The following is a 19,397-nucleotide window of genomic DNA, read 5'->3' as shown; positions in this document are numbered from 1 at the left end:
CAGCAAGTGTGCTAGGCAGCAATTCCGCTAATTCCGTCCGGCGCCATTAATCGTGCTGAACATCAAAAATCTCTCGAAGACCTTCTTCTCAGCCGGCGAGCCGGTCCACGTGCTGCGCGGCGTCGATCTCGACCTCGCGGCCGGCGAGCGGGTCGCGCTGACGGGCGAATCCGGCAGCGGCAAGAGCACGCTGCTGCACCTGATCGCCGGGCTCGATGCGGCTGATAGCGGCTCGATCCGGCTGGCGGATATCGAGGTCACCAAGCTGTCGGATGCGGGACGCGCCAGCTTGCGACGCGACCGGGTCGGCTTGGTTTTTCAGCAGTTCAATCTGATCCCGAGCCTGTCGGTCGCGGACAACCTCGCCTTCCAGGCCCGGATCGCCGGCCGGCATGATGCGGCCTGGACCAAAGAGCTGATCGAACGGCTCGGACTCCGCACTCTCCTCAAGCGTTATCCCGAGCAATTGTCGGGCGGACAGCAGCAGCGGGTCGCCATCGGCCGGGCGCTGGCGACGAAGCCCTCGCTGCTGCTGGCGGATGAGCCGACCGGCAATCTGGACGAAGCCACCGCCGAGGACGTGCTGGCGCTGACGCGCGATCTCGTGGCGCGCACCGGCTGCGGCTTCCTGATGGCGACGCACAGCCTGCATCTGGCAGCGACGCTCGACCGCCACCTTACCTTGCACGGCGGGCGCATCGCATGAGGCGCGCGCTGTGGATCCTCGCCGTGCTGCTCAGCCATTGGCGGCGTCACCAGATGCAGTTCGCAACGCTGCTGATCGGGCTGATCGCGGCGACCGCGCTGTGGAGTGGCGTGCAGGCGATCAACCAGCAGGCCCGCAGCGCCTATGACCGCGCCGCGGCGACATTCGGCGGCGCACGTACGGCGATGCTGGTCGCGCTGGATTCCGCGACCTTTTCCCAGGAGCTGTTCATAAAATTGCGCCGCGCCGGCTGGCCGGTCTCCCCGGTACTGGAGGGACGCGTCCAGATCAATGGACGCTCGGTGCGGCTGCTCGGCATCGAGCCGGTGACGCTGCCGACCGACGTCGGCAATGCGCCGCGCCTTGGCGCCTCGGATCTCAGCAGTTTCGTCGCGCCGCCGGGCCAGACGCTGGTGGCGCGGGAGACGCTGAGTGACTTGCAAGAGCAGGAGGGTGCGGTGCCGGCGATCAGCAGCGGCGCAAAACTGCCGCCGCTGCGCGTGCTGCCGCAGCTCGTGCCCGGCGTGCTGGTGGTCGATATCGGCGTGGCGCAGCGGCTCCTCAACAAGCCGGACCAGGTGTCGCGGTTGCTGATCGGCAAGGCGAAGGGCAAGCCCGCGCCGCTTCAAAGCGTCGTCGGCGATCAGCTGCAGCGGATCGAGCCGGATGCCGAGACGGAGCTGGAACGTCTCACCGACAGTTTTCATCTCAATCTCACCGCCTTCGGGCTGTTGTCATTCTTCGTCGGGCTCTTCATCGTCAATTCAGCCGTTGGCCTCGCCTTCGAGCAACGTCTGCCGATGCTGCGGACGTTGCGCGCCTGCGGCGCGTCGGCGCGGCTGGTCAACACGATGCTGGTGCTGGAGCTGGTGGTGCTGGCGCTGATCGCCGGGCTGATCGGGCTCGTCTGCGGTTATTTCATCGCGGCAGCGCTGTTGCCCGACGTCGCGGCCTCGCTGCGCGGGCTCTATGGCGCACAGATCCCCGGGCAGCTCACGCTGCGTTCCGAATGGTGGCTAGCCGGTATCGGCATCAGCGTTGTCGGCGCGCTGGTCGCGGCCGCAACCAGCCTGATCAAGGCGATCAGGATGCCGGTGCTGGCAACCGCGCAACCACGCGCCTGGCAGCAGGCGCAGCGCCGCTGGCTGATCCTGCAAAGTGCAGGCGCCTGCGCCGTATTCATGGTCGCGCTGCTGCTGCTTCACTATGGGCAATCGCTGGTCGCAGGCTTCGGCGTGCTGGCCGCGCTGATGTTCGGTGCGGCCCTGATCCTTCCGGCATTTCTCGAACTCATCCTGCTCGTTGGCCAGCGTTGGGCGAAAGGGCCGCTGGCGCTGTGGTTCTGGGCCGACAGCCGGCAGCAACTCTCCGGATTGTCGCTGGCGCTGATGGCGCTGCTGCTTGCACTCGCCGTCAATGTCGGGGTGTCCACGATGGTGGAGACCTTCAGCCGCACCTTCATCGGCTGGCTCAATGGACGGCTGGCGGCCGACGTCTACATCAGCGCGTCCGACAACACGCAAGGTGTTGCGATCCGGAACTGGCTGCGCGAGCGCAGCGATGTCCAGGCGATCCTCTCGGGCGCACGCGCGGAGGCGCAAGTTCAGGGCCAGCCGGTGGAATTGCTCGGCCTTCCCGACCACGCGCTCTATCGCGAACGTTGGCCGCTGCTGGAAGCCGCGCCGCGCGCCTGGACCCGGCTCGTGCCCGGCAATGCTGCCTTCATCAGCGAGCAGTTGAGCCGCCGGCTGAACATCCGCGTCGGCGACGTCGTCGAGGTGCCGGCGCCGGGCGGGACCTGGGAGCTCGACATTGTCGGCATCTATGCTGATTACGGCAATCCCAAGGGGCAGCTCGCGGTCAATGTCGCGGCGCTGATCCGGCAATTTCCACAGACGCCGCAGACGCGGATCGGCCTGATCGTCAACAAGAACGATATCCCCGGCCTGATCTCAGCGTTGCAGAAGCAATTTGCGCTCGACGATCGCAGCGTCGCCGACCAGGCGACGGTGAAAGCAGAATCGATCCGCATCTTCAACCGCACCTTTGCGGTCACGTCCGCGCTGAATGCCTTTACGCTTGGCGTCGCCGGCATCGCGCTGCTCACAAGCCTGCTGACGTTGGCCAACTCACGCCTGCCGCAGCTTGCGCCGCTGTGGGCGATGGGCCTCACCCGGCCGCGCCTTGCCGCGATCGAGCTGGCCAAGACGCTATCGGTGGCGCTGTTCACATCGCTCTTGGCCGTGCCGCTCGGCCTCTTGGTGGCGTGGTGCCTGATCGCGATCGTCAATGTGAAGGCATTCGGCTGGCGGCTGCCGTTCCATGTGTTTCCGCTGCAATTGGTCGAGTTGGTCGCGGTCGCGCTGCTCGCCTCGCTGCTTGCCGCATTGCTGCCGATGCTACGGCTGGCGCGCATGCAGCCGGCAAATCTCGTCAAGGTGTTCGCCAATGAGCGCTGAGAAAATCTCACGACGCGCGGTCGTCGGCAGCTTTGCTGCGCTGGCACTCACACCTCGCGCAGGGGCGCAGGGCTATGCCGGACTCGGCGAAACCGCGGACGGCTTTGCCAAAGTAACGGCGGGCAAGGTCTTCACCTTTCCGGGCGATCACGGGCCGCATCCGGAGTTTCGTATCGAGTGGTGGTATCTCACGGCCAACCTCGTCGATGCCAATGGCGCTGCTTGCGGCCTACAATGGACCCTGTTCCGCCAGGCGGCGCAGCCAGGCCCGCAACGCGAGGGCTGGGCCAATCAGCAGATATGGATGGGACATGCGGCGGTGACGCGCGCCGACACCCACCGCTTTAGCGAGACGTTTTCACGCGGCGGTGTGGGGCAGGCCGGCGTCACGGCCAAGCCGTTCGATGCCTGGATCGACGATTGGGAAATGAAGGGTCTTGAGCGCACCGACGATCGCACGCTGGCGCCGCTGACGCTCAAAGCCTCGGCGACCGATTTCAGCTATACACTGACGCTGGAGGCCGATCGTCCGATGGTATTGCAGGGCGACCGCGGCTACAGCCGCAAGTCGGAGCGCGGGCAGGCATCTTACTATTACAGCCAGCCGTTCTATCGCGCACGCGGCAGCATCACGATCGACGATAAGCCGGCCGAGGTGATGGGCCAGGCCTGGATGGACCGCGAATGGAGCAGCCAGCCGCTGGATGCCGATCAGACCGGTTGGGACTGGCTGTCGCTGCATCTCGGATCCGGCGACAAGCTGATGCTATACCGGCTGCGGCAGAAGGACGGCCAAAACTATCCGTTCGGCAACTGGATCAGCGCCGCCGGCGAGACGCGGATGATTGCAGGTCGCGACATCCAGATGATGCCGAAGGCGACCGCGGATGTTGCGGGACGCAAGCTGCCGGTGGAGTGGCAGATCGCAATCCCCTCGCAATCGTTCTCGATCCTGTGCAAGCCGCTCAATCCAGGGGCCTGGATGGGGACCGGCTTCTCCTACTGGGAAGGGCCGATCAGCTTTGCCGGCACGCATGATGGCGTTGGCTATCTCGAGCTGACGGGCTATTGAAGCGCGATCTCGTCGAAGGAAATAACGATGCATCATCTCACCGCCCTCGTCACGCTGCTGGCGATCGCATTTTACTTTTTCACCGCCGTCAACGTCTCGCGCTCGCGCACCAAGACCGGCGTCAAGGTGCCGGCGATGTCCGGCCATCCGGATTTCGAGCGCGCCTTTCGCATCCAGATGAACACGCTGGAATGGATGCCGATCTTCCTGCCGGCGCTCTGGCTGTTCGCCATCTATATCAGCGACGCCATCGCAGCCAGCATCGGCGTGGTCTGGATCATCGGCCGCATCCTCTATTTCGTCGGCTATTCCCAGGCGGCGGCAAAGCGCAGCCTGGGTTTCGCGATCCAGAGCCTCGCCGCCGTGGCGCTGTGGGCGGGGGCGTTAGGGGCGGTGGCGTTGCGGCTGGTGTGAGGGCCCATCTGCGGCTCCAAATTCCGCCGTCATTCCGGGGCGGCGCATTGGCGCCGAACCCGGAATCTCGAGATTCTCAGGTGCGCAATTGCGCACCATAGTTCGATGCTTCGCATCGCCCCGGAATGACGCTGCGCGTCACTTCGTCAGCGGACAGCCACTTTCCTTGGCGGCGAAGAATGCCTTGTCGCCGGGAACGGTAGCGAGCAGCTTGTAATAATCCCAGGGCTTCTTCGATTCCGAGGGCTTCTTGACCTCGAACAGGTACATGTCGTGGACCATGCGGCCGTTCTCGAGCACCTTGCCACCTTGCGCGAAGTCGTCGTCGACCGGCAGCTCCTTCAGCTTCTTGGCAACCGCGTCCGGATCCTTGGTGCCGGCGGCCTTGACCGCCTTGAGATAGCTCAGCGTCGCCGAATAGGTGCCAGCGTGGATCATGCTCGGCATCCGCCCCGTCCGCTTGAAGAAGCGTTCCCCGAGATGGCGCGTCTTGTCGTTGAGATCCCAGTAATAGCCTTCGGTCAGCACCAGGCCCTGCGCGGCCTGCAGGCCGAGGCCGTTCACCTCGGCGAGCGTCATCAGAAGGCCTGCGAGCTTCTGGCCACCGGAGACGATGCCGAACTCGGACGCCTGCTTGATCGAGTTGGTGGTGTCAAGACCGGCATTGGCGAGGCCGACGATCTTCGCCTTGGAGCTCTGCGCCTGCAGCAGGAAGGACGAGAAGTCAGAGGAATTGAGCGGCACGCGCACCGAGCCGACTACCTTGCCGCCATTGGCGGTGACGATCTCGCTGGTGTCCTTCTCCAGCGCGTAGCCGAAGGCGTAGTCGGCAGTGAGGAAGAACCAGGTGTCGCCGCCGGCCTTGGTCAGCGCACCGCCGGTGCCGACGGCGAGCGCGCGGGTGTCGTAGGCCCAGTGGAAGCCGTAGGGCTGGCAGGCATCGCCGGTCAGCCGCGAGGTCGCGGCGCCGACGACGATGTCGATCTTCTTCTTTTCCTTGGAGAGCTCGTGGATCGCGAGTGCGACCGAGGAGGTGGTCAGCTCCGTGATCATGTCGACATTCTCGACGTCATACCAGCGCCGCGCGATCGAGCTGGCGAGATCCGGCTTGTTCTGGTGGTCGGCCGTGATGAGCTCGATCTTCTGGCCGAGCACCTCGCCGCCAAAGTCCTCGATCGCCATCTTCGCGGCTTCGACCGACCATTTGCCGCCGTAATCGGCATAGACGCCGGACTGATCGTTGAGGATGCCGATCTTGACGCCCTGCGCGGCGGCCGGCGACGCCAGCAATACGGCCGAGGCCGCTGCGGCCAAAAATGCTGATTTCATATGTTAACTCCCAGCAGTCTTCTGTTGTGAAATCGCGCGGATAGTAGTGAAGAACCCCGCGCGTGCCCATCCATTTCGGCGTAGGCCGTTAGTATGGAGGTGGGCGCTATATTCTCCGCTTCGTCACCGGACCAAGCGCGCCTTGGGCCAGCGCGCGTCACTGGGGGTGAGTCCCGGATCTGCGCTTAGGCTTGTCCGGGACGACGGCGCGGATGTGGATACGCCGGTGGCGACACTGACTTACGCAGGGGCCCCTGGCTTCTTATCCCGCCGCCCCTCCGCCAGGTTCCTCACCACCACATAGAAGATCGGCGTGAACAGAAGGCCGAACAGGGTGACGCCGATCATGCCGAAGAACACGGCAACGCCGACGGCCTGCCGCATCTCCGAGCCGGAGCCGCTCGAGATCACCAGCGGCAGCACGCCGAGGATGAAGGCGAAGGAGGTCATCAGGATCGGGCGCAGGCGCAGGCGGCAGGCTTCGATGACGGCCTCGAGCCGAGGCTTGCCCTCGAGCTCGATGTCGCGCGCGAACTCGACGATCAGGATCGCGTTCTTTGCTGCGAGTCCCACCAGCACGACGAAGCCGATCTGGGTGAGGATGTTGACGTCCTGGCCCATGATGCGCACACCGATGGTGGCAGCGAGCAGGCACATCGGCACGATCAAGATCACTGCAAACGGCAAGGTCCAGCTGCCATATTGCGCGGCGAGCACGAGATAGACGAACAGCACGCAGATCGGGAACACGTAGAGGCCGGCATTGCCGCCTGTGACCTGCTGATACGACAGATCCGTCCATTCGAAGGTGAAGCCGCTCGGCAAGGTATCGTTGGCGAGCTGCTTGATGGTGTTGAGCGCGGTGGTCGAGCTGGTGCCCGGCGCCGGCTCGCCCTGCAATTCGGACGCTGCGTAAAGATTATAGCGCGCGACGCGATCGGGACCCGAGACATCCTTGAACTCGACGACGCTGCCGAGCATCACCATGTCGCCGGAGGCGTTGCGCGTGCGCAGCCGCGCGAGGTCGCTCGGCTCCTTGCGGTACGGGAAATCGGCCTGCGCGGTGACGTGGTAGGTGCGGCCGAACAGGTTGAAGTCGTTGACATAGGTGGAGCCGAAATAGGACTGGATCGTGTCGTTGATGTTGGAAATGGGAACGCCGAGCTTCTGCGCCTTGGTGCGGTCGATGTCCACGAAGAGCTGCGGCGTGTTGGCCGTGAACGGCGAGAACACCGAGGTGAGACTGGGTGCCTTGCGCGCGGCGGCGACCAGCTCGTCGGTCGCAGCGGCGAGCATTTCGGGCCCGCGGCCCTGGCGATCCTGGACGCGGATCGTGAAACCGCCGCCGGTGCCGATGCCGGGCACGGCCGGGGGCGGAATCACGATAATGAAGGCACCCTGAATTGCGGTGAGGCGCTTGCGCAGCTCGGCCGTGATGGCGTTCGCGGACAGCCCCTTTTTCAGTCGCACCTCGGGCTCATCGAAAACCGGAAAGAGCGCCGCCGCGTTGCCGGCCTGCGTGCGCGTGGCGCCGGAGAAGCCGGCGAATGCCGCAACACGGACGATGCCCGGCGTATCCAGCGAGATCCGCTCGATCTCACGCACGACCTCCGTGGTGCGCGCCAGCGACGCCGCGCCCGGCAATTGCACGGATATGATGACGTAGCCGCGATCCTGCGCGGGAATGAAGCCCTGCGGCGTCGTCACGATCAGCCAGCCGGCGCTGCCGATCAACACCACGTACGCCAGAAGCATCACGACCGAATGCCGGATCACGAAATTGGCAAGACCCGCATAGCCGTGCGCCAGCCGGTCGAACACCCGGTTGAACACGCCAGTGAAAGCATTCCAGCCGCGCGCGATGACGTTCCAGGCGGCCGGCGGCCGCTTCTCCTCGTGCGGCACCAGGATCTGCGAAGCCAGCGCCGGCGATAGCGTCAGCGAGCAGAAGCAGGAGATCGCGGTCGCGACCGCGATGGTGACGGCGAATTGCTGGAAAAATTGCCCAGAAATGCCGCCCAGGAACGCGGTCGGGACGAACACCGCGCAAAGCACCAGCGCGATCGACACCAGCGCGCCGCCGACCTCTTCCATCGTCTTCAGCGCGGCGTCGCGCCGACTCATGCCGTGCTCGAGATGCCGCTCGACATTCTCGACCACGACGATGGCGTCGTCGACCACGATGCCGACGGCGAGCACGAGACCGAACAGCGTGAGATTATTGATGGAGAAGCCCAGCGCCGCCATCACCGCGAAAGTGCCGACCAGCGACACCGGAATAGCAATGATCGGAATGATCGCGGGCCGCCATCCTTGCAGGAACACCAGCACCACGACGACCACGAGCAGCATCGCCTCGTAGATGGTCTTGATCAGCTCGTGGACGGACTGCGCGATGAACTCGGTCGGGTTGTAGCCGATATTGTAGTCGAGACCTCTCGGAAAGCTCTCCTTGAGCTTCGTCATCGTGTCGGAAATGTTTTTCGCCGTCGCGAGCGCGTTGGATCCGGGCCGCTGCGTCACCAGCATGGCGACCGCGGATTTGCGCAGCAGGAAGCTGTTGGTGGTGTAGGACAAGGCACCCAGCTCGATGCGGGCGACGTCGCGCAGGCGGACAATCCGGCCATCGGGGCCGGCCTTGATCAGGATGTCCTCGAACTGCTTCTGATCCTTCAGGCGCCCCGTGAAGGTGAGGTTCGGCTGGAAAGCGCGGTCGGCGATCGGCGGCTCGGCGATCTGGCCGCCGGCGATCTGAACGTTCTGGGCGCGGATCGCCGCCAGCACCTCGGCCGAGGTCAGGCCGAGATTGGCGATCCGGTCGGGATCGAGCCACAATCGCATCGAATAGTCGCGTGCGCCAAAGATCTGGATGTCGCCGACGCCGTCGAGGCGCAGCAGCTGGTCGCGGACCTGGAGCAAGGCATAGTTGGAGATGTAGAGCTGGTCGAACGTGTCGTCCGGCGACAGCATGAACACGACCATCAGGATGTCGGGCGAGTTCTTGCGCGTGGTGACGCCGTTGCGCTGGACCTCCTCCGGCAGACGCGGCTGCGCGATGGCGACGCGGTTCTGCACCAGCACCTGGGCCTTGTCGAGATCGGTGCCGAGCTTGAAGGTGACGGTGATGGTGAGCTGGCCGTTCGAGGTCGCCTGGCTGTAGAGATACAGCATGTCCTCGACGCCGTTGATCTCCTGCTCGATGGGAGCTGCGACCGTGTCGGACACGGTTTGCGCGGAGGCGCCGGGATATTGCGTGGTGACCACCACGGTCGGCGGCACCACCTGCGGATATTCGGAGACCGGCAACGTGGTGTAGGCGATCGCGCCGACGATCAGCAGCACGATCGACAGCACCATCGCCAGGATGGGCTGGTTGATGGAGAGGCGGCCAAGATTCATGACTTGCCACCGGCCGGCGCTTGCGCCGTCTGCGGGGCGACCTTGGCGCCGACCCGGGCGCGCTGGATGCCGTTGACGATGACGCGATCCTCCGCCCTCAGCCCCTCGCGGATCACGCGCAGGCCGTCATCGAGCGGCCCGAGCACCACCGGACGCGCCTCGACCGTGTCATCGGGCTTCACCACGAACACGATCTTGCGGGACTGGTCGGTTGCGACAGCGACGTCCGGAATCAGCAGCGCATCATAGGGCGCACTGCCAATCAGGCGGACGCGCCCGAACTGGCCGGGCAGGATCGACAGGTCGGTGTTCTTGACCACGGCGCGGCTGCGCAGCGTACCGGTCGAGACGTCGAGGCGGTTGTCGAGGAAGTTGACGGTGCCCTCATGCGACGGCTTGGTTTCACCGGCCAGCGTCACCTGCACCGGGTTCGCAGTGTCGCGCGAGCTTGGGCGCCGCCCCTCGAACCATAATTTGCTGTATTTGATGAAGGTCGCCTCATCCATGTCGAAATAGATGTAGATCGGATCCAGCGTGACGATCGAGGTCAGCAGCGTCGAAGCGCCGTTGTCGCTGCCCTGCACGAGGTTGCCGGGACTGACGAGATGGCGGCTGACGCGACCGGTCAGCGGCGCCGTCACATGCGTGAACTCGATGTTGAGCTTGGCGGCCTTCAGCGCGCCTTCGGCCTGCATCTCGGCCGCATGCGCGGCCTGCAGGGCTTGGCGACGCTGATCGACCACCTGCTCCGAGACCGCATTGGTCTGCACCAGATTGAGGCCACGGTCGAGCTCGCGCTTGGCAAGCTCCACCCTGGCGCGCGCATCCGACAGCTGCCCCTCCGCCTGCGTGGCCACCGCCTCGAACGGACGGGGATCGATCACGTAGAGCAGATCGCCCTGACGCACGATGGCGCCGTCCTGGAACTCGACCGAGTTGACGAAGCCGCCGACGCGGGGGCGCACCTGCACCTCCTCGACCGCCTCGAAACGACCGGTGAACTCATCCCAATCGGTGACGGTGCGCTTGACCGGCTGAGCGACTGTCACCGGCGCCGGCGGCGGGGCAGCGGCCTGTGACGCCGGCTTGTCGCAGCCGGAAAGGGCGAACGCCGCAGCGAGAAGCCCGGCGATTGCGCTGCGCTGAACGAAATCGTGCTTTTTGACAAACTGCTCGCTTCCGTCCGGTCCGCTCATCCCAGGTCCTCGCATCAAAGCCGCAGGACAGGGTACTCGTCTACCCGCGGGCGACACAAGATGTGTTGCGATGATGAACTCTTCAAGACGACGGCGGACGCAAGGCTGGGGAAGAGGCCCTGACCGGATGGTGGGTTGACAGAGACCGAGACGGTCGCACACGCGCAGTGCGAATGGGTGACGAAAAGCGATGCTCGCCACCCTCCCCTTGGACGGCGACAAGCGGCCAGCGTCTTCGCGCATGACGGACGCCAGCGGCTCGGCTAGATTATGCTCATAAAACTAAGACGAATTGTCCAGGGAGGGCAGGCGTGCACCAGGGACGTGTCGTTTACGGCGCGATCGAGGAGGTCGTGTTCGGTCATCCTGCGGCCGAAGCCATCGTCGCGCAGATGGACCGGCTGGGCACGCGCCGCGCCTTCCTGATGGTCTCGGGCACGCTCAACCGGCAGACCGATGAAATCAAAAAGATTAGGCAGGCGCTCGGCGAGCGCTGCGCCGGCCTGTTCGACGCCATGCCGGCGCATACGCCGCGCGAGGCTGTGATCGCAGCCACCCATGCGGCGCGCGAGGTGAACGCGGATCTGATCGTCACCGTCGGCGGCGGCTCCATCACCGACGGCGCCAAGGCGGTGCAGCTTTGCCTCGCCAACGGCATCGATGATATCGGCGGCATCGAGCGCATCCGCGTCCACAAGGGCATTGCGCCCGAGCTGACCGCCCCGAGCGTACGGCAGATCAGCGTGCCGACCACGATTGCCGGCGGCGAGTTCAGCGCCATCGCGGGCGTGACCGACCGCAGCACGCATGTGAAACAGATGTTGCGGCATCCGCTCACGGTGCCGCGCGCAACCATCCTCGATCCCGCTATCACCGTGCACACGCCGGAATGGCTGTTTCTGTCCACCGGCATTCGCGCCGTCGACCATTGCGTTGAGGCGATCTGCTCGCGCGAAACGCACCCTTACGCCGATGCGCAATCGGTGAAGGGGCTCGCCATGCTCGCCGATGCGCTGCCGCGGGTAAAGGCCGATCCCGCCGATCTCGACGCGCGGATGGATGCGCAGATCGGCACCTGGCTGTCGATGGGCGCGCTTTCGGCCGGCGTTCCCATGGGCGCGAGCCACGGCATCGGTTACGTCCTGGGCGCAGCCTTCGACGTGCCGCACGGCCACACCTCCTGCGTGATGCTGCCGGCGGTGATGCGCTGGAATGCGCCCGACAATGCCGAGCGCCAGATGATCGTCGCGGCCGCCATGGGCTTCCCCGGCCAAAATGCCGCCGACGTGCTCGATGCCTTCATCCGCTCGCTCGGCATGCCCCGCAGCCTCGCCGAGGTGGGCGTATCGCCGGAACATTTCGACGCCATCGCCGAACAGGCGATGCGCACGAACTGGATCCCGCGCAATCCACGCAAGATCGATAGCCCCGCGCAAGTGCGCGAAATCCTGCTTCTTGCCGCATGATCCAAAGCCGGAGGACTGATGTATCCAGGTCAGCATGCCCGCCTACGCCCGCTTCAGCCTGCCTTCATCATGGCGGCGACGGACGAGACTGTCACCTATCGCGAGCTGGAGGCGCGCAGTAACCGCCTCGCGCATCTGTTTCGTAGGCACGGCCTGAAGCGGCTCGATCATTATTCGATCTTCATGGAGAACAATTCGCGCTATCTCGAAGCCTGCGCCGCGGGCGAGCGCTCTGGCCTCTACTACACCTGCATCAACTCCTTCCTGACGCCGGGCGAGCTCGCCTATCTCCTCGTCAACAGCCAGTCCAAGATCCTGATCACGTCAATGGCGAAGCTCGACATCGCGCGCGAAGCCATACAGGCTTGCCCCGACGTCAGGCTCTGCGTCGTCGCCGACGGTCCTGGCGAGAGCGAGCGCATCGTCGGCCTCGCCGACGTGACCGCCGGTCTGCCGACAACGCCGATCGCGGATGAGCGGCTCGGCACCGCCATGCTGTATTCGTCGGGCACGACCGGACGGCCCAAGGGCATCCTGCGACCGCTGCCGGAGGAGCCGCCAAAGCACAATCTGCCGCTATTCGATTTCCTGGCGAAACTTTGGCACTACCGCGAGGGCATGGTCTATCTATCGCCGGCACCGCTGTATCACTCCGCGCCGCAAGCTGCCGTGAACCTCACGATCCGCATGGGCGGGACCGTCGTCATCATGGAGAGTTTCGATCCGGAACGTTACCTCCAGCTCGTCGAACGATGGGGCATCACCCACACCCAGCTGGTGCCGACGATGTTCTCGCGCATGCTGAAACTGCCGGAGGAAGTACGCACCCGCTATGACCTATCCTCGCTGGAGATCGCGATCCATGCCGCGGCGCCCTGCCCGGCCCTGGTCAAGGACGACATGATCAAATGGTGGGGACCGATTATCCACGAATATTACGGCGCCACCGAAGGACTCGGCTTCACCGCCTGCAACAGCGAGGAGTGGCTCGCCCATCGCGGCACGGTTGGCAAGGTGCTGCTCGGCGACCTCCACATTCTCGACGAGAACATGAGGGAGTGCCCGACCGGCACGCCTGGGCAGATCTGGTTCAAGACGGCCTCGCCGTTCGAATATTTCAACGATCCCGAAAAGACCCGGGAGGCGCGCTCTGCCGACGGCAGCATGAGCACGGTCGGCGACGTTGGCTATGTCGACAAGGACCGCTTCCTCTACCTCACCGATCGCGCGACTTTCATGATCATCTCCGGTGGCGTGAACATCTACCCGCAGGAATGCGAGAATCTGCTGATCACCCATCCGAAAGTCGCCGACGCCGCGGTGTTCGGCGTGCCCAATGCCGATCTCGGCGAAGAGGTGAAGGCGGTGGTGCAGCCGATGCCGGGCGTGGTGCCGGGCCCGGCGCTCGCGGAAGAGCTGATCGCGTTCTGCGCAAAATCGCTATCGCGGCAGAAGGTGCCGCGCTCGGTCGATTTCGAAAAGGAATTGCCGCGGCTGCCGACGGGGAAACTCTACAAGCGGCTGCTGCGGGATAGGTACTGGGGGAACAAGGCGTCGCGTATCGTGTGAGGCGCAGCCACAAACTCCGTTGTTGTCCCAGGGCGCGACGAGGTCGCAAACCCGGCGCGCGCTTCGGCGCGCTTGTCCGGGACAACACCGGCGGTTGTTGGCTGCCCCAGGGTAAAGGAACCGTCCCTTCGCACTGCACTCTGACTTCATGAGAGAACAGCGCCGCGGCATCCGTCATCCGAATTGTCGAGAGCGTGGACGGCCTTGCCGGTTGCCTCTCTTCACGCCCATCGTTATCGTCCCCTCAAACAGGCCAAAAGGCCAAAGGCCGATGTCCAGGGAGGACGAGGATGCGGACCGTGCGGGCGCTCGCCGCGACGGCGGCGCTATCTTTGCTGGCGTTTTCGACCATTGCGCTTGCCGGCGAGCCCAAGCAGGGCGGTATTCTGCGGATGTATCATCGCGATAGCCCGGCCAATGCGTCCATCCTCGAGGGCGCGACCTATTCGATCAACGTGCCGTTCATGGGGGTATTCAACAATCTGGTCATCTATGATCAGCACATCGCGCAGAACAGCCCTGAAACCATCAGGCCAGAGCTCGCCGAGAGCTGGTCCTGGAGCGGCGACAACAAAAAGCTGACGTTCAAGCTGCGTCAGGGCGTGAAGTGGCACGACGGCAAGCCGTTCACGTCGGCCGACGTCAAATGCACCTTCGATCTCCTGATGGGCAAGTCGCAGCAGAAGCTGCGGCAGAATCCGCGCAAGGCCTGGTACAACGAGGTCAACGACGTCACGCCGAACGGCGATTTCGAGGTCTCATTCGACCTCAAGCGGCCACAGCCGTCGCTGCTGGCGATGCTCGCATCCGGTTATACGCCGATCTATCCCTGTCACGTCTCGCCGGCCGACATGCGCACCCATCCGGTCGGAACCGGCCCGTTCAAATTCGTCGAGTTCAAGGCCAATGAATCGATCAAGCTGACGCGAAACCCTGACTACTGGAAGAAGGGCCTGCCCTATCTCGACGGCATCGAGTACACGATCATCACCAACCGCTCGACTGCCATCCTCGCCTTCGTCGCCGGCAAGTTCGACATGACCTTCCCGACGCACATTACCATCCCGCTCCTCAAAGACATCAAGTCGCAGGCGCCGAACGCGATCTGCGCCGTCGAGCCGACCAACGTTGCGACCAACATCATCGTCAATTCGGCGTCCCCGCCATTCGACAACATCGATATTCGCCGGGCGATGGCGATGGCGCTCGACCGCAAAGCCTTCGTCGACATCCTGTTCGAAGGCCAGGCCGATATCGGCGGCACCATGCTCCCGCCGCCGCAGGGCATCTGGGGCATGCCCAAGGACAAGCTGGAGACCATTCCAGGCTATGGCCCGAACGTGAACGCGAGCCGGGAGGAGGCCAAGAAGTTGATGCAGAAGGCGGGCTACGGCCCCGACAAGCACCTCGCGGTGAAGGTCTCGACACGCAATCTCGCGGAATATCGCGATCCCGCGGTGATCCTGATCGACCAGCTCAAGAGCATCTATATCGACGGCGAGCTCGACGTCGTGGAGACGGCGAACTGGTTCCCGAAGGTTGCACGCAAGGATTACATGCTCGGCCTGAACTTGACCGGCAATTCCGTCGACGATCCCGATCAGTCTTTCTACGAAAACTACTCCTGTGGTTCGGAGCGGAACTACACCAATTACTGCAACAAGGAGATCGAGAAGCTGTTCGACGTGCAGTCTCAAGAGATCGAAATAGGCAAGCGCAAGCAACTGGTCTGGGACATCGACAAGAAGCTGCAGGAGGACGTCGCCCGGCCGATCATCTTCCATGCGCGGGCCGGCACCTGCTGGCAGCCCTATGTCAAGGGGATCACGATCATGTCGAACAGCTCCTATAACGGCTTTCGCTACGAGGACGTCTGGATCGACAAGTAGCGCGGGCGGCTGACGGGTTCGACAGGAGGCGGTGCATGTTTGCCTATCTGGTGCGGCGCCTTTTCCTGATGCTCGTGACCCTGTTCGGGATCTCGATCGTCATCTTCTTCCTGCTGCGCATCGTCCCCGGCAACATCGTCGACATTCTGTTCGCCGCGGCCGGCTACGTCGATCCCGCCGACAAGGCCAATCTGGAGAAGGAGCTCGGCATCGACCAACCGCTGATCGTGCAATATTGGCACTGGATCGGCGGTCTTCTGCGCGGCGACTTTGGTTATTCCTACGTCTCGGAGAAGCCGGCGCTGCAGGAGATCCTGCCGCGGATTCCTATCACGGCGCGGCTTGCCGGCCTTGCGCTGTTGTTCTCGGCGTCCATCGGCATCCCGCTCGGCGTCATCAGCGCCGTGAAGCAGGGCACAAAACTCGACTATGCCCTGCGTGTCGTCAGCCTCAGCGGATTGTCGCTGCCCTCGTTCTGGCTTGGCCTTTTGATCCTGACCGCGTCGGTGGCGATGTTCGGGCAGATGCCGATCTTCAATCCAAATCCGCAGACCTGGCTCGAAGCGTTTGCCACCTATGCCGTGCCCGCGGCCGCCGTCGGCTTCCGCAGCGCCGCGCTGACCATGCGCATCACCCGCTCCTCGATGCTGGAGGTGCTGCGGCAGGATTATATCCGCACCGCCCGCGCCAAGGGCGCATCCGATGCTGCCGTGAACTATCACCACGCGCTGAAGAACGCGATCCTGCCCGTCATCACCGTGATCGGCATCGAGGCCGCGTTCCTGATCGGCGGCCTGATCGTCACCGAAACCGTGTTCAACATCCCCGGCGTCGCCCGCTTCCTGGTCGAGGCGATCCGCTGGCGCGATTACCCGATCGTGCAGAACCTCGTGATGTTCATTGCGGTCGTGGTCGTGTTCGCGAATTTCACCGTCGACATGCTTTACGCGGTGTTCGACCCGCGGATCAGGTATACGGACTAGGAGATCAGCTTGACCGCGATCGACTATGATCTCGAATTAAGGCGCGCCGGCGCACATGCGACCGGTGGCTGGCGGCGCGTGCTGTTCATGACGCAGCGGCACGTGTTGGGCGCGGCGGGGCTCGTCATCATGACGGTGTTCGTGTTGACTGCGATCTTCGCCGATTTCATCGCGCGCTACGATCCGCTGACGGTCGATTCCGCCCGAGCGCTGGCGCGCCCGAGCCTTGCGCACTGGATGGGCACCGATTCCTTCGGCCGCGACGTGTTCAGCCGCATCATCCACGGCGCGCGGATATCGCTGGCGGTCGGGCTTGGCTCCACGGCACTCGGCGGCTCGATCGGCGTGATCGTTGGCCTTACCTCCGGCTATCTCTCCGGCTGGGTCGATCTCGTGTTCCAGCGCGTCTCCGATGTTCTCCAGGCGCTGCCGCTTCTGGTGCTGGCGCTGGTGATGACGGCGGCGCTGGGTCCGTCACTGCCGAACGTCATCCTCGCCATCGCCATTCCGCTGATCCCGACGGTCGCGCGCGTCATCCGCGCCAACACGCTGGCACTGCGCGAACAGCCCTTCGTGGAAGCGGCAAAATCGATCGGTATGAGCGAGATGCGGATCGCGCTGCGCCACGTGCTGCCGAACACGCTGGCGCCGCTGATCGTGCTGGCGACCGCCCAGCTCGGCTCGACCATCCTGACCGAGGCTTCGCTGTCCTTCCTCGGCCTCGGCATTCCCGAACCTTATCCGTCGTGGGGGCGTATGCTCTCGGAATCCGCTGCCGAATATGTCCGCACTGCGCCGTGGCTGGTGATCTTCCCGGGCATCGCCATCAGCCTCGCGGTGTTCGGCGCCAATCTGTTCGGCGACGCCCTCCGCGACATCCTCGATCCCCGGCAGCGCGGCTGATGGCTGACAAATTCGATGTCGTGCTCGACGTGAAGAACCTGAAGACGGTGTTCTTCACCAATTCGGGCCTCTTCAAGGCGGTTGACGACGTCTCATTCACAGTGCGGCGCGGCGACACGCTGGCGATCGTCGGCGAATCCGGTTGCGGCAAGAGCGTTACGGCGCTGTCACTGATGCGGCTGGTGCCAGATCCGCCGGGCCGCATTGTCGGCGGCTCAGTCACGCTCGAAGGCACCGATCTGCTAGCGCTGGATGAAGCGGAGATGCGTGCCAAGAGGGGCAACCGCATCTCCATGATCTTCCAGGAGCCGATGACATCGCTCAATCCGGTGATGCGGATCGGCGACCAGATCGCCGAGGCGGTGCGGCTGCACCGGAACTTGTCGGCCAAGGAGGCCGGGAATATCGCAGTCGAGATGCTGCGGCTGGTGCGCATCCCCGAGCCGGCGCGGCGCGCACGGGAATATCCGCACCAGCTCTCCGGCGGCATGCGCCAGCGCGCGATGATCGCGATGGCGCTGGCGTGCCGGCCCGCGCTGCTGATCGCGGACGAGCCGACCACCGCACTCGACGTCACCATCCAGGCGCAGATTTTGGCGCTGATTCTCGACCTTCAGAAGGAGCTCGGCACCGGGCTGGTGCTGATCACGCACGATCTCGGCGTCGTCGCGCAAACCGCGCAGCGCGTGATCGTGATGTATGCGGGCCGCAAGGTCGAGGAAGCCGGCGTCGAAGCGCTGTTTGCGTCGCCAAAGCACCCCTATACGCGTGGGCTGATGGCTTCGATTCCAGCCGTGCCGGCGTCCGGCGTCGCCGCGCCGCCGCGGCTGAACGAAATTCCCGGCACCGTGCCGTCGCTGGCGCGGCTGCCGAAAGGCTGCGCCTTCGCGCCACGGTGCCCGCTCGCGATCAAGCGTTGCGAGGCCGAGTATCCGCCGCTGGCGGACTGGGGCGGCGGCCATCTCGCGGCGTGCTGGCGCGCGGCGGAAGTGGCGGAGGTGGCATGACCGAAGCGCTGCTCGAAGTCACCGACCTCAAAAAGCACTATCCGGTCCGCGCCGGCGTGCTGCGCCGGCAGGTCGGCACGGTTCATGCGGTCGACGGCGTGTCGTTTTCACTTGGCACCGGCGAGACGCTCGGCCTCGTCGGCGAATCCGGCTGCGGCAAGTCCACGGTGGCGCGGAGCGTGCTGCGGCTGGTCGAGCCGACCTCAGGGCAAATTCGTCTCGAGGGCGAGGACATCACCCATCTCTCGAAGACGGCGCTGCGGCCGCACCGCCGCTCGATGCAGATCGTGTTTCAGGACCCCTTTGCCTCGCTCAATCCGCGCATGACCGCGGGCGACATCGTCGGCGAGCCGCTGGCCGTGCATAGACTCGCCACTGGCAAGGCGCTGGAGGGGCGCGTCGCCAAGCTCTTTGAACAAGTCGGCTTGCGGCCAGACCAGATGCGCAACTTCCCGCATCAATTCTCCGGCGGCCAGCGTCAGCGCATCTGCATCGCGCGAGCGCTGGCACTGGAGCCGCGGCTGATCGTCTGCGACGAGCCGGTCTCCGCGCTCGACGTCTCGATCCAGGCGCAAGTGATCAATCTCTTGATCGATCTACAGCGGCAGCACGGCTTCTCCTATCTCTTCATCGCGCACGATCTCGCCGTGGTCGCGCATATCAGCCACCGCGTCGCAGTGATGTATCTCGGGCGAATCGTCGAGATTGCCGACAAGGACGAGCTGTTCCGCAATCCGCGCCATCCGTACACGCAGGCGCTGCTCGCCTCGGTGCCGGTCCCTAATCCGCTTGCGAAGAAACTTGCGCCGCTGGTCGATGGCGATGTGCCGAGCCCGGTCAATCCGCCCTCGGGGTGCGCGTTTCACACGCGCTGCCGGTTTGCGATGGAGCGGTGCAGAGTGGAACGGCCGGCACTGGTGGATGCCGCCGGCGGGCACCAGGTCGCGTGCTTGCTCAATGACGGGACGGGGCGGCCTCTCTAGCGTCGTCCCGGTGAAGGCCCAT

The 19,397-nt window shown here is 64.6% G+C and carries 14 protein-coding genes; 11 read left to right on the top strand and 3 right to left on the bottom strand.

Going from position 1 to position 19,397, the window contains the following annotated elements:
• Nucleotides 1-52 precede the first annotated feature (52 nt).
• From IVA98_RS11230 to IVA98_RS11215, 4 genes are read left to right on the top strand one after another with little or no spacing between them, the layout of a single operon-like run.
• A complete protein-coding gene (locus IVA98_RS11230; protein ID WP_247303600.1) occupies nucleotides 53-706 on the top strand; it encodes an ABC transporter ATP-binding protein in 654 nt (217 codons plus the stop codon).
• The gene (locus IVA98_RS11225; protein WP_247303602.1) at nucleotides 703-3,165 is read left to right on the top strand and encodes an ABC transporter permease; all 2,463 of its coding nucleotides are present in this window, start codon (nucleotides 703-705) and stop codon (nucleotides 3,163-3,165) included. Before IVA98_RS11230 ends, IVA98_RS11225 begins: the two co-directional genes overlap by 4 nt.
• Entirely contained in the window at nucleotides 3,155-4,237 is a 1,083-nt protein-coding gene (locus tag IVA98_RS11220; protein WP_247303604.1) for a lipocalin-like domain-containing protein, read from the top strand. The genes IVA98_RS11225 and IVA98_RS11220 overlap by 11 nt, the downstream gene beginning before the upstream one ends.
• Before the next feature lie 27 nt (nucleotides 4,238-4,264).
• Complete coding sequence (locus IVA98_RS11215; RefSeq protein WP_247303607.1) at nucleotides 4,265-4,651, top strand: MAPEG family protein; 387 nt, start codon at nucleotides 4,265-4,267, stop codon at nucleotides 4,649-4,651.
• 138 nt (nucleotides 4,652-4,789) lie between these two features.
• Here IVA98_RS11215 and IVA98_RS11210 read toward each other — a convergent pair whose 3' ends face one another.
• The 3 genes from IVA98_RS11210 to IVA98_RS11200 all read right to left on the bottom strand — a co-directional run bounded on the left by IVA98_RS11210 (nucleotide 4,790) and on the right by IVA98_RS11200 (nucleotide 10,575).
• Complete coding sequence (locus IVA98_RS11210; RefSeq protein ID WP_247303609.1) at nucleotides 4,790-5,980, bottom strand: ABC transporter substrate-binding protein; 1,191 nt, start codon at nucleotides 5,978-5,980, stop codon at nucleotides 4,790-4,792.
• 240 nt (nucleotides 5,981-6,220) lie between these two features.
• Nucleotides 6,221-9,379, bottom strand: a complete 3,159-nt coding sequence (locus tag IVA98_RS11205; RefSeq protein ID WP_247303612.1) for an efflux RND transporter permease subunit — start codon at nucleotides 9,377-9,379, stop codon at nucleotides 6,221-6,223.
• The gene (locus IVA98_RS11200; protein ID WP_247303614.1) at nucleotides 9,376-10,575 is read right to left on the bottom strand and encodes an efflux RND transporter periplasmic adaptor subunit; all 1,200 of its coding nucleotides are present in this window, start codon (nucleotides 10,573-10,575) and stop codon (nucleotides 9,376-9,378) included. The genes IVA98_RS11205 and IVA98_RS11200 overlap by 4 nt, the downstream gene beginning before the upstream one ends.
• Nucleotides 10,576-10,886: 311 nt before the next feature.
• Between IVA98_RS11200 and IVA98_RS11195 the strand changes: the two genes are divergently transcribed.
• The 7 genes from IVA98_RS11195 (at nucleotide 10,887) to IVA98_RS11165 (ending at nucleotide 19,375) form a co-directional block, all read left to right on the top strand.
• Complete coding sequence (locus IVA98_RS11195; protein WP_247303616.1) at nucleotides 10,887-12,041, top strand: iron-containing alcohol dehydrogenase; 1,155 nt, start codon at nucleotides 10,887-10,889, stop codon at nucleotides 12,039-12,041.
• 18 nt (nucleotides 12,042-12,059) lie between these two features.
• The gene (locus IVA98_RS11190; RefSeq protein WP_247303617.1) at nucleotides 12,060-13,610 is read left to right on the top strand and encodes an AMP-binding protein; all 1,551 of its coding nucleotides are present in this window, start codon (nucleotides 12,060-12,062) and stop codon (nucleotides 13,608-13,610) included.
• Between the two features lie 290 nt (nucleotides 13,611-13,900).
• Nucleotides 13,901-15,499 carry an ABC transporter substrate-binding protein gene (locus IVA98_RS11185; protein ID WP_247354851.1) on the top strand — a complete coding sequence of 533 codons (1,599 nt, stop codon included), beginning with the start codon at nucleotides 13,901-13,903 and terminating at the stop codon, nucleotides 15,497-15,499.
• 35 nt (nucleotides 15,500-15,534) lie between these two features.
• The gene (locus IVA98_RS11180; protein ID WP_247303622.1) at nucleotides 15,535-16,482 is read left to right on the top strand and encodes an ABC transporter permease; all 948 of its coding nucleotides are present in this window, start codon (nucleotides 15,535-15,537) and stop codon (nucleotides 16,480-16,482) included.
• Between the two features lie 9 nt (nucleotides 16,483-16,491).
• A complete protein-coding gene (locus IVA98_RS11175) occupies nucleotides 16,492-17,385 on the top strand; it encodes an ABC transporter permease (RefSeq protein WP_247303624.1) in 894 nt (297 codons plus the stop codon).
• Nucleotides 17,385-18,392: an ABC transporter ATP-binding protein gene (locus tag IVA98_RS11170; protein WP_247303626.1), complete on the top strand. Its 1,008-nt coding sequence runs from the start codon at nucleotides 17,385-17,387 to the stop codon at nucleotides 18,390-18,392. Before IVA98_RS11175 ends, IVA98_RS11170 begins: the two co-directional genes overlap by 1 nt.
• A complete protein-coding gene (locus IVA98_RS11165; RefSeq protein WP_247303628.1) occupies nucleotides 18,389-19,375 on the top strand; it encodes an ABC transporter ATP-binding protein in 987 nt (328 codons plus the stop codon). The genes IVA98_RS11170 and IVA98_RS11165 overlap by 4 nt, the downstream gene beginning before the upstream one ends.
• The last annotated feature ends 22 nt before the right edge of the window (nucleotides 19,376-19,397 follow it).

It is taken from the genome of Bradyrhizobium sp. 160 (genome assembly GCF_023073735.1).
In the GTDB taxonomy this organism is placed as follows: Bacteria; Pseudomonadota; Alphaproteobacteria; order Rhizobiales; family Xanthobacteraceae; genus Bradyrhizobium.
The sequence above is the reverse complement of the archived record's forward strand: the minus strand, read 5'-3'. Positions and strand labels throughout refer to the sequence as shown.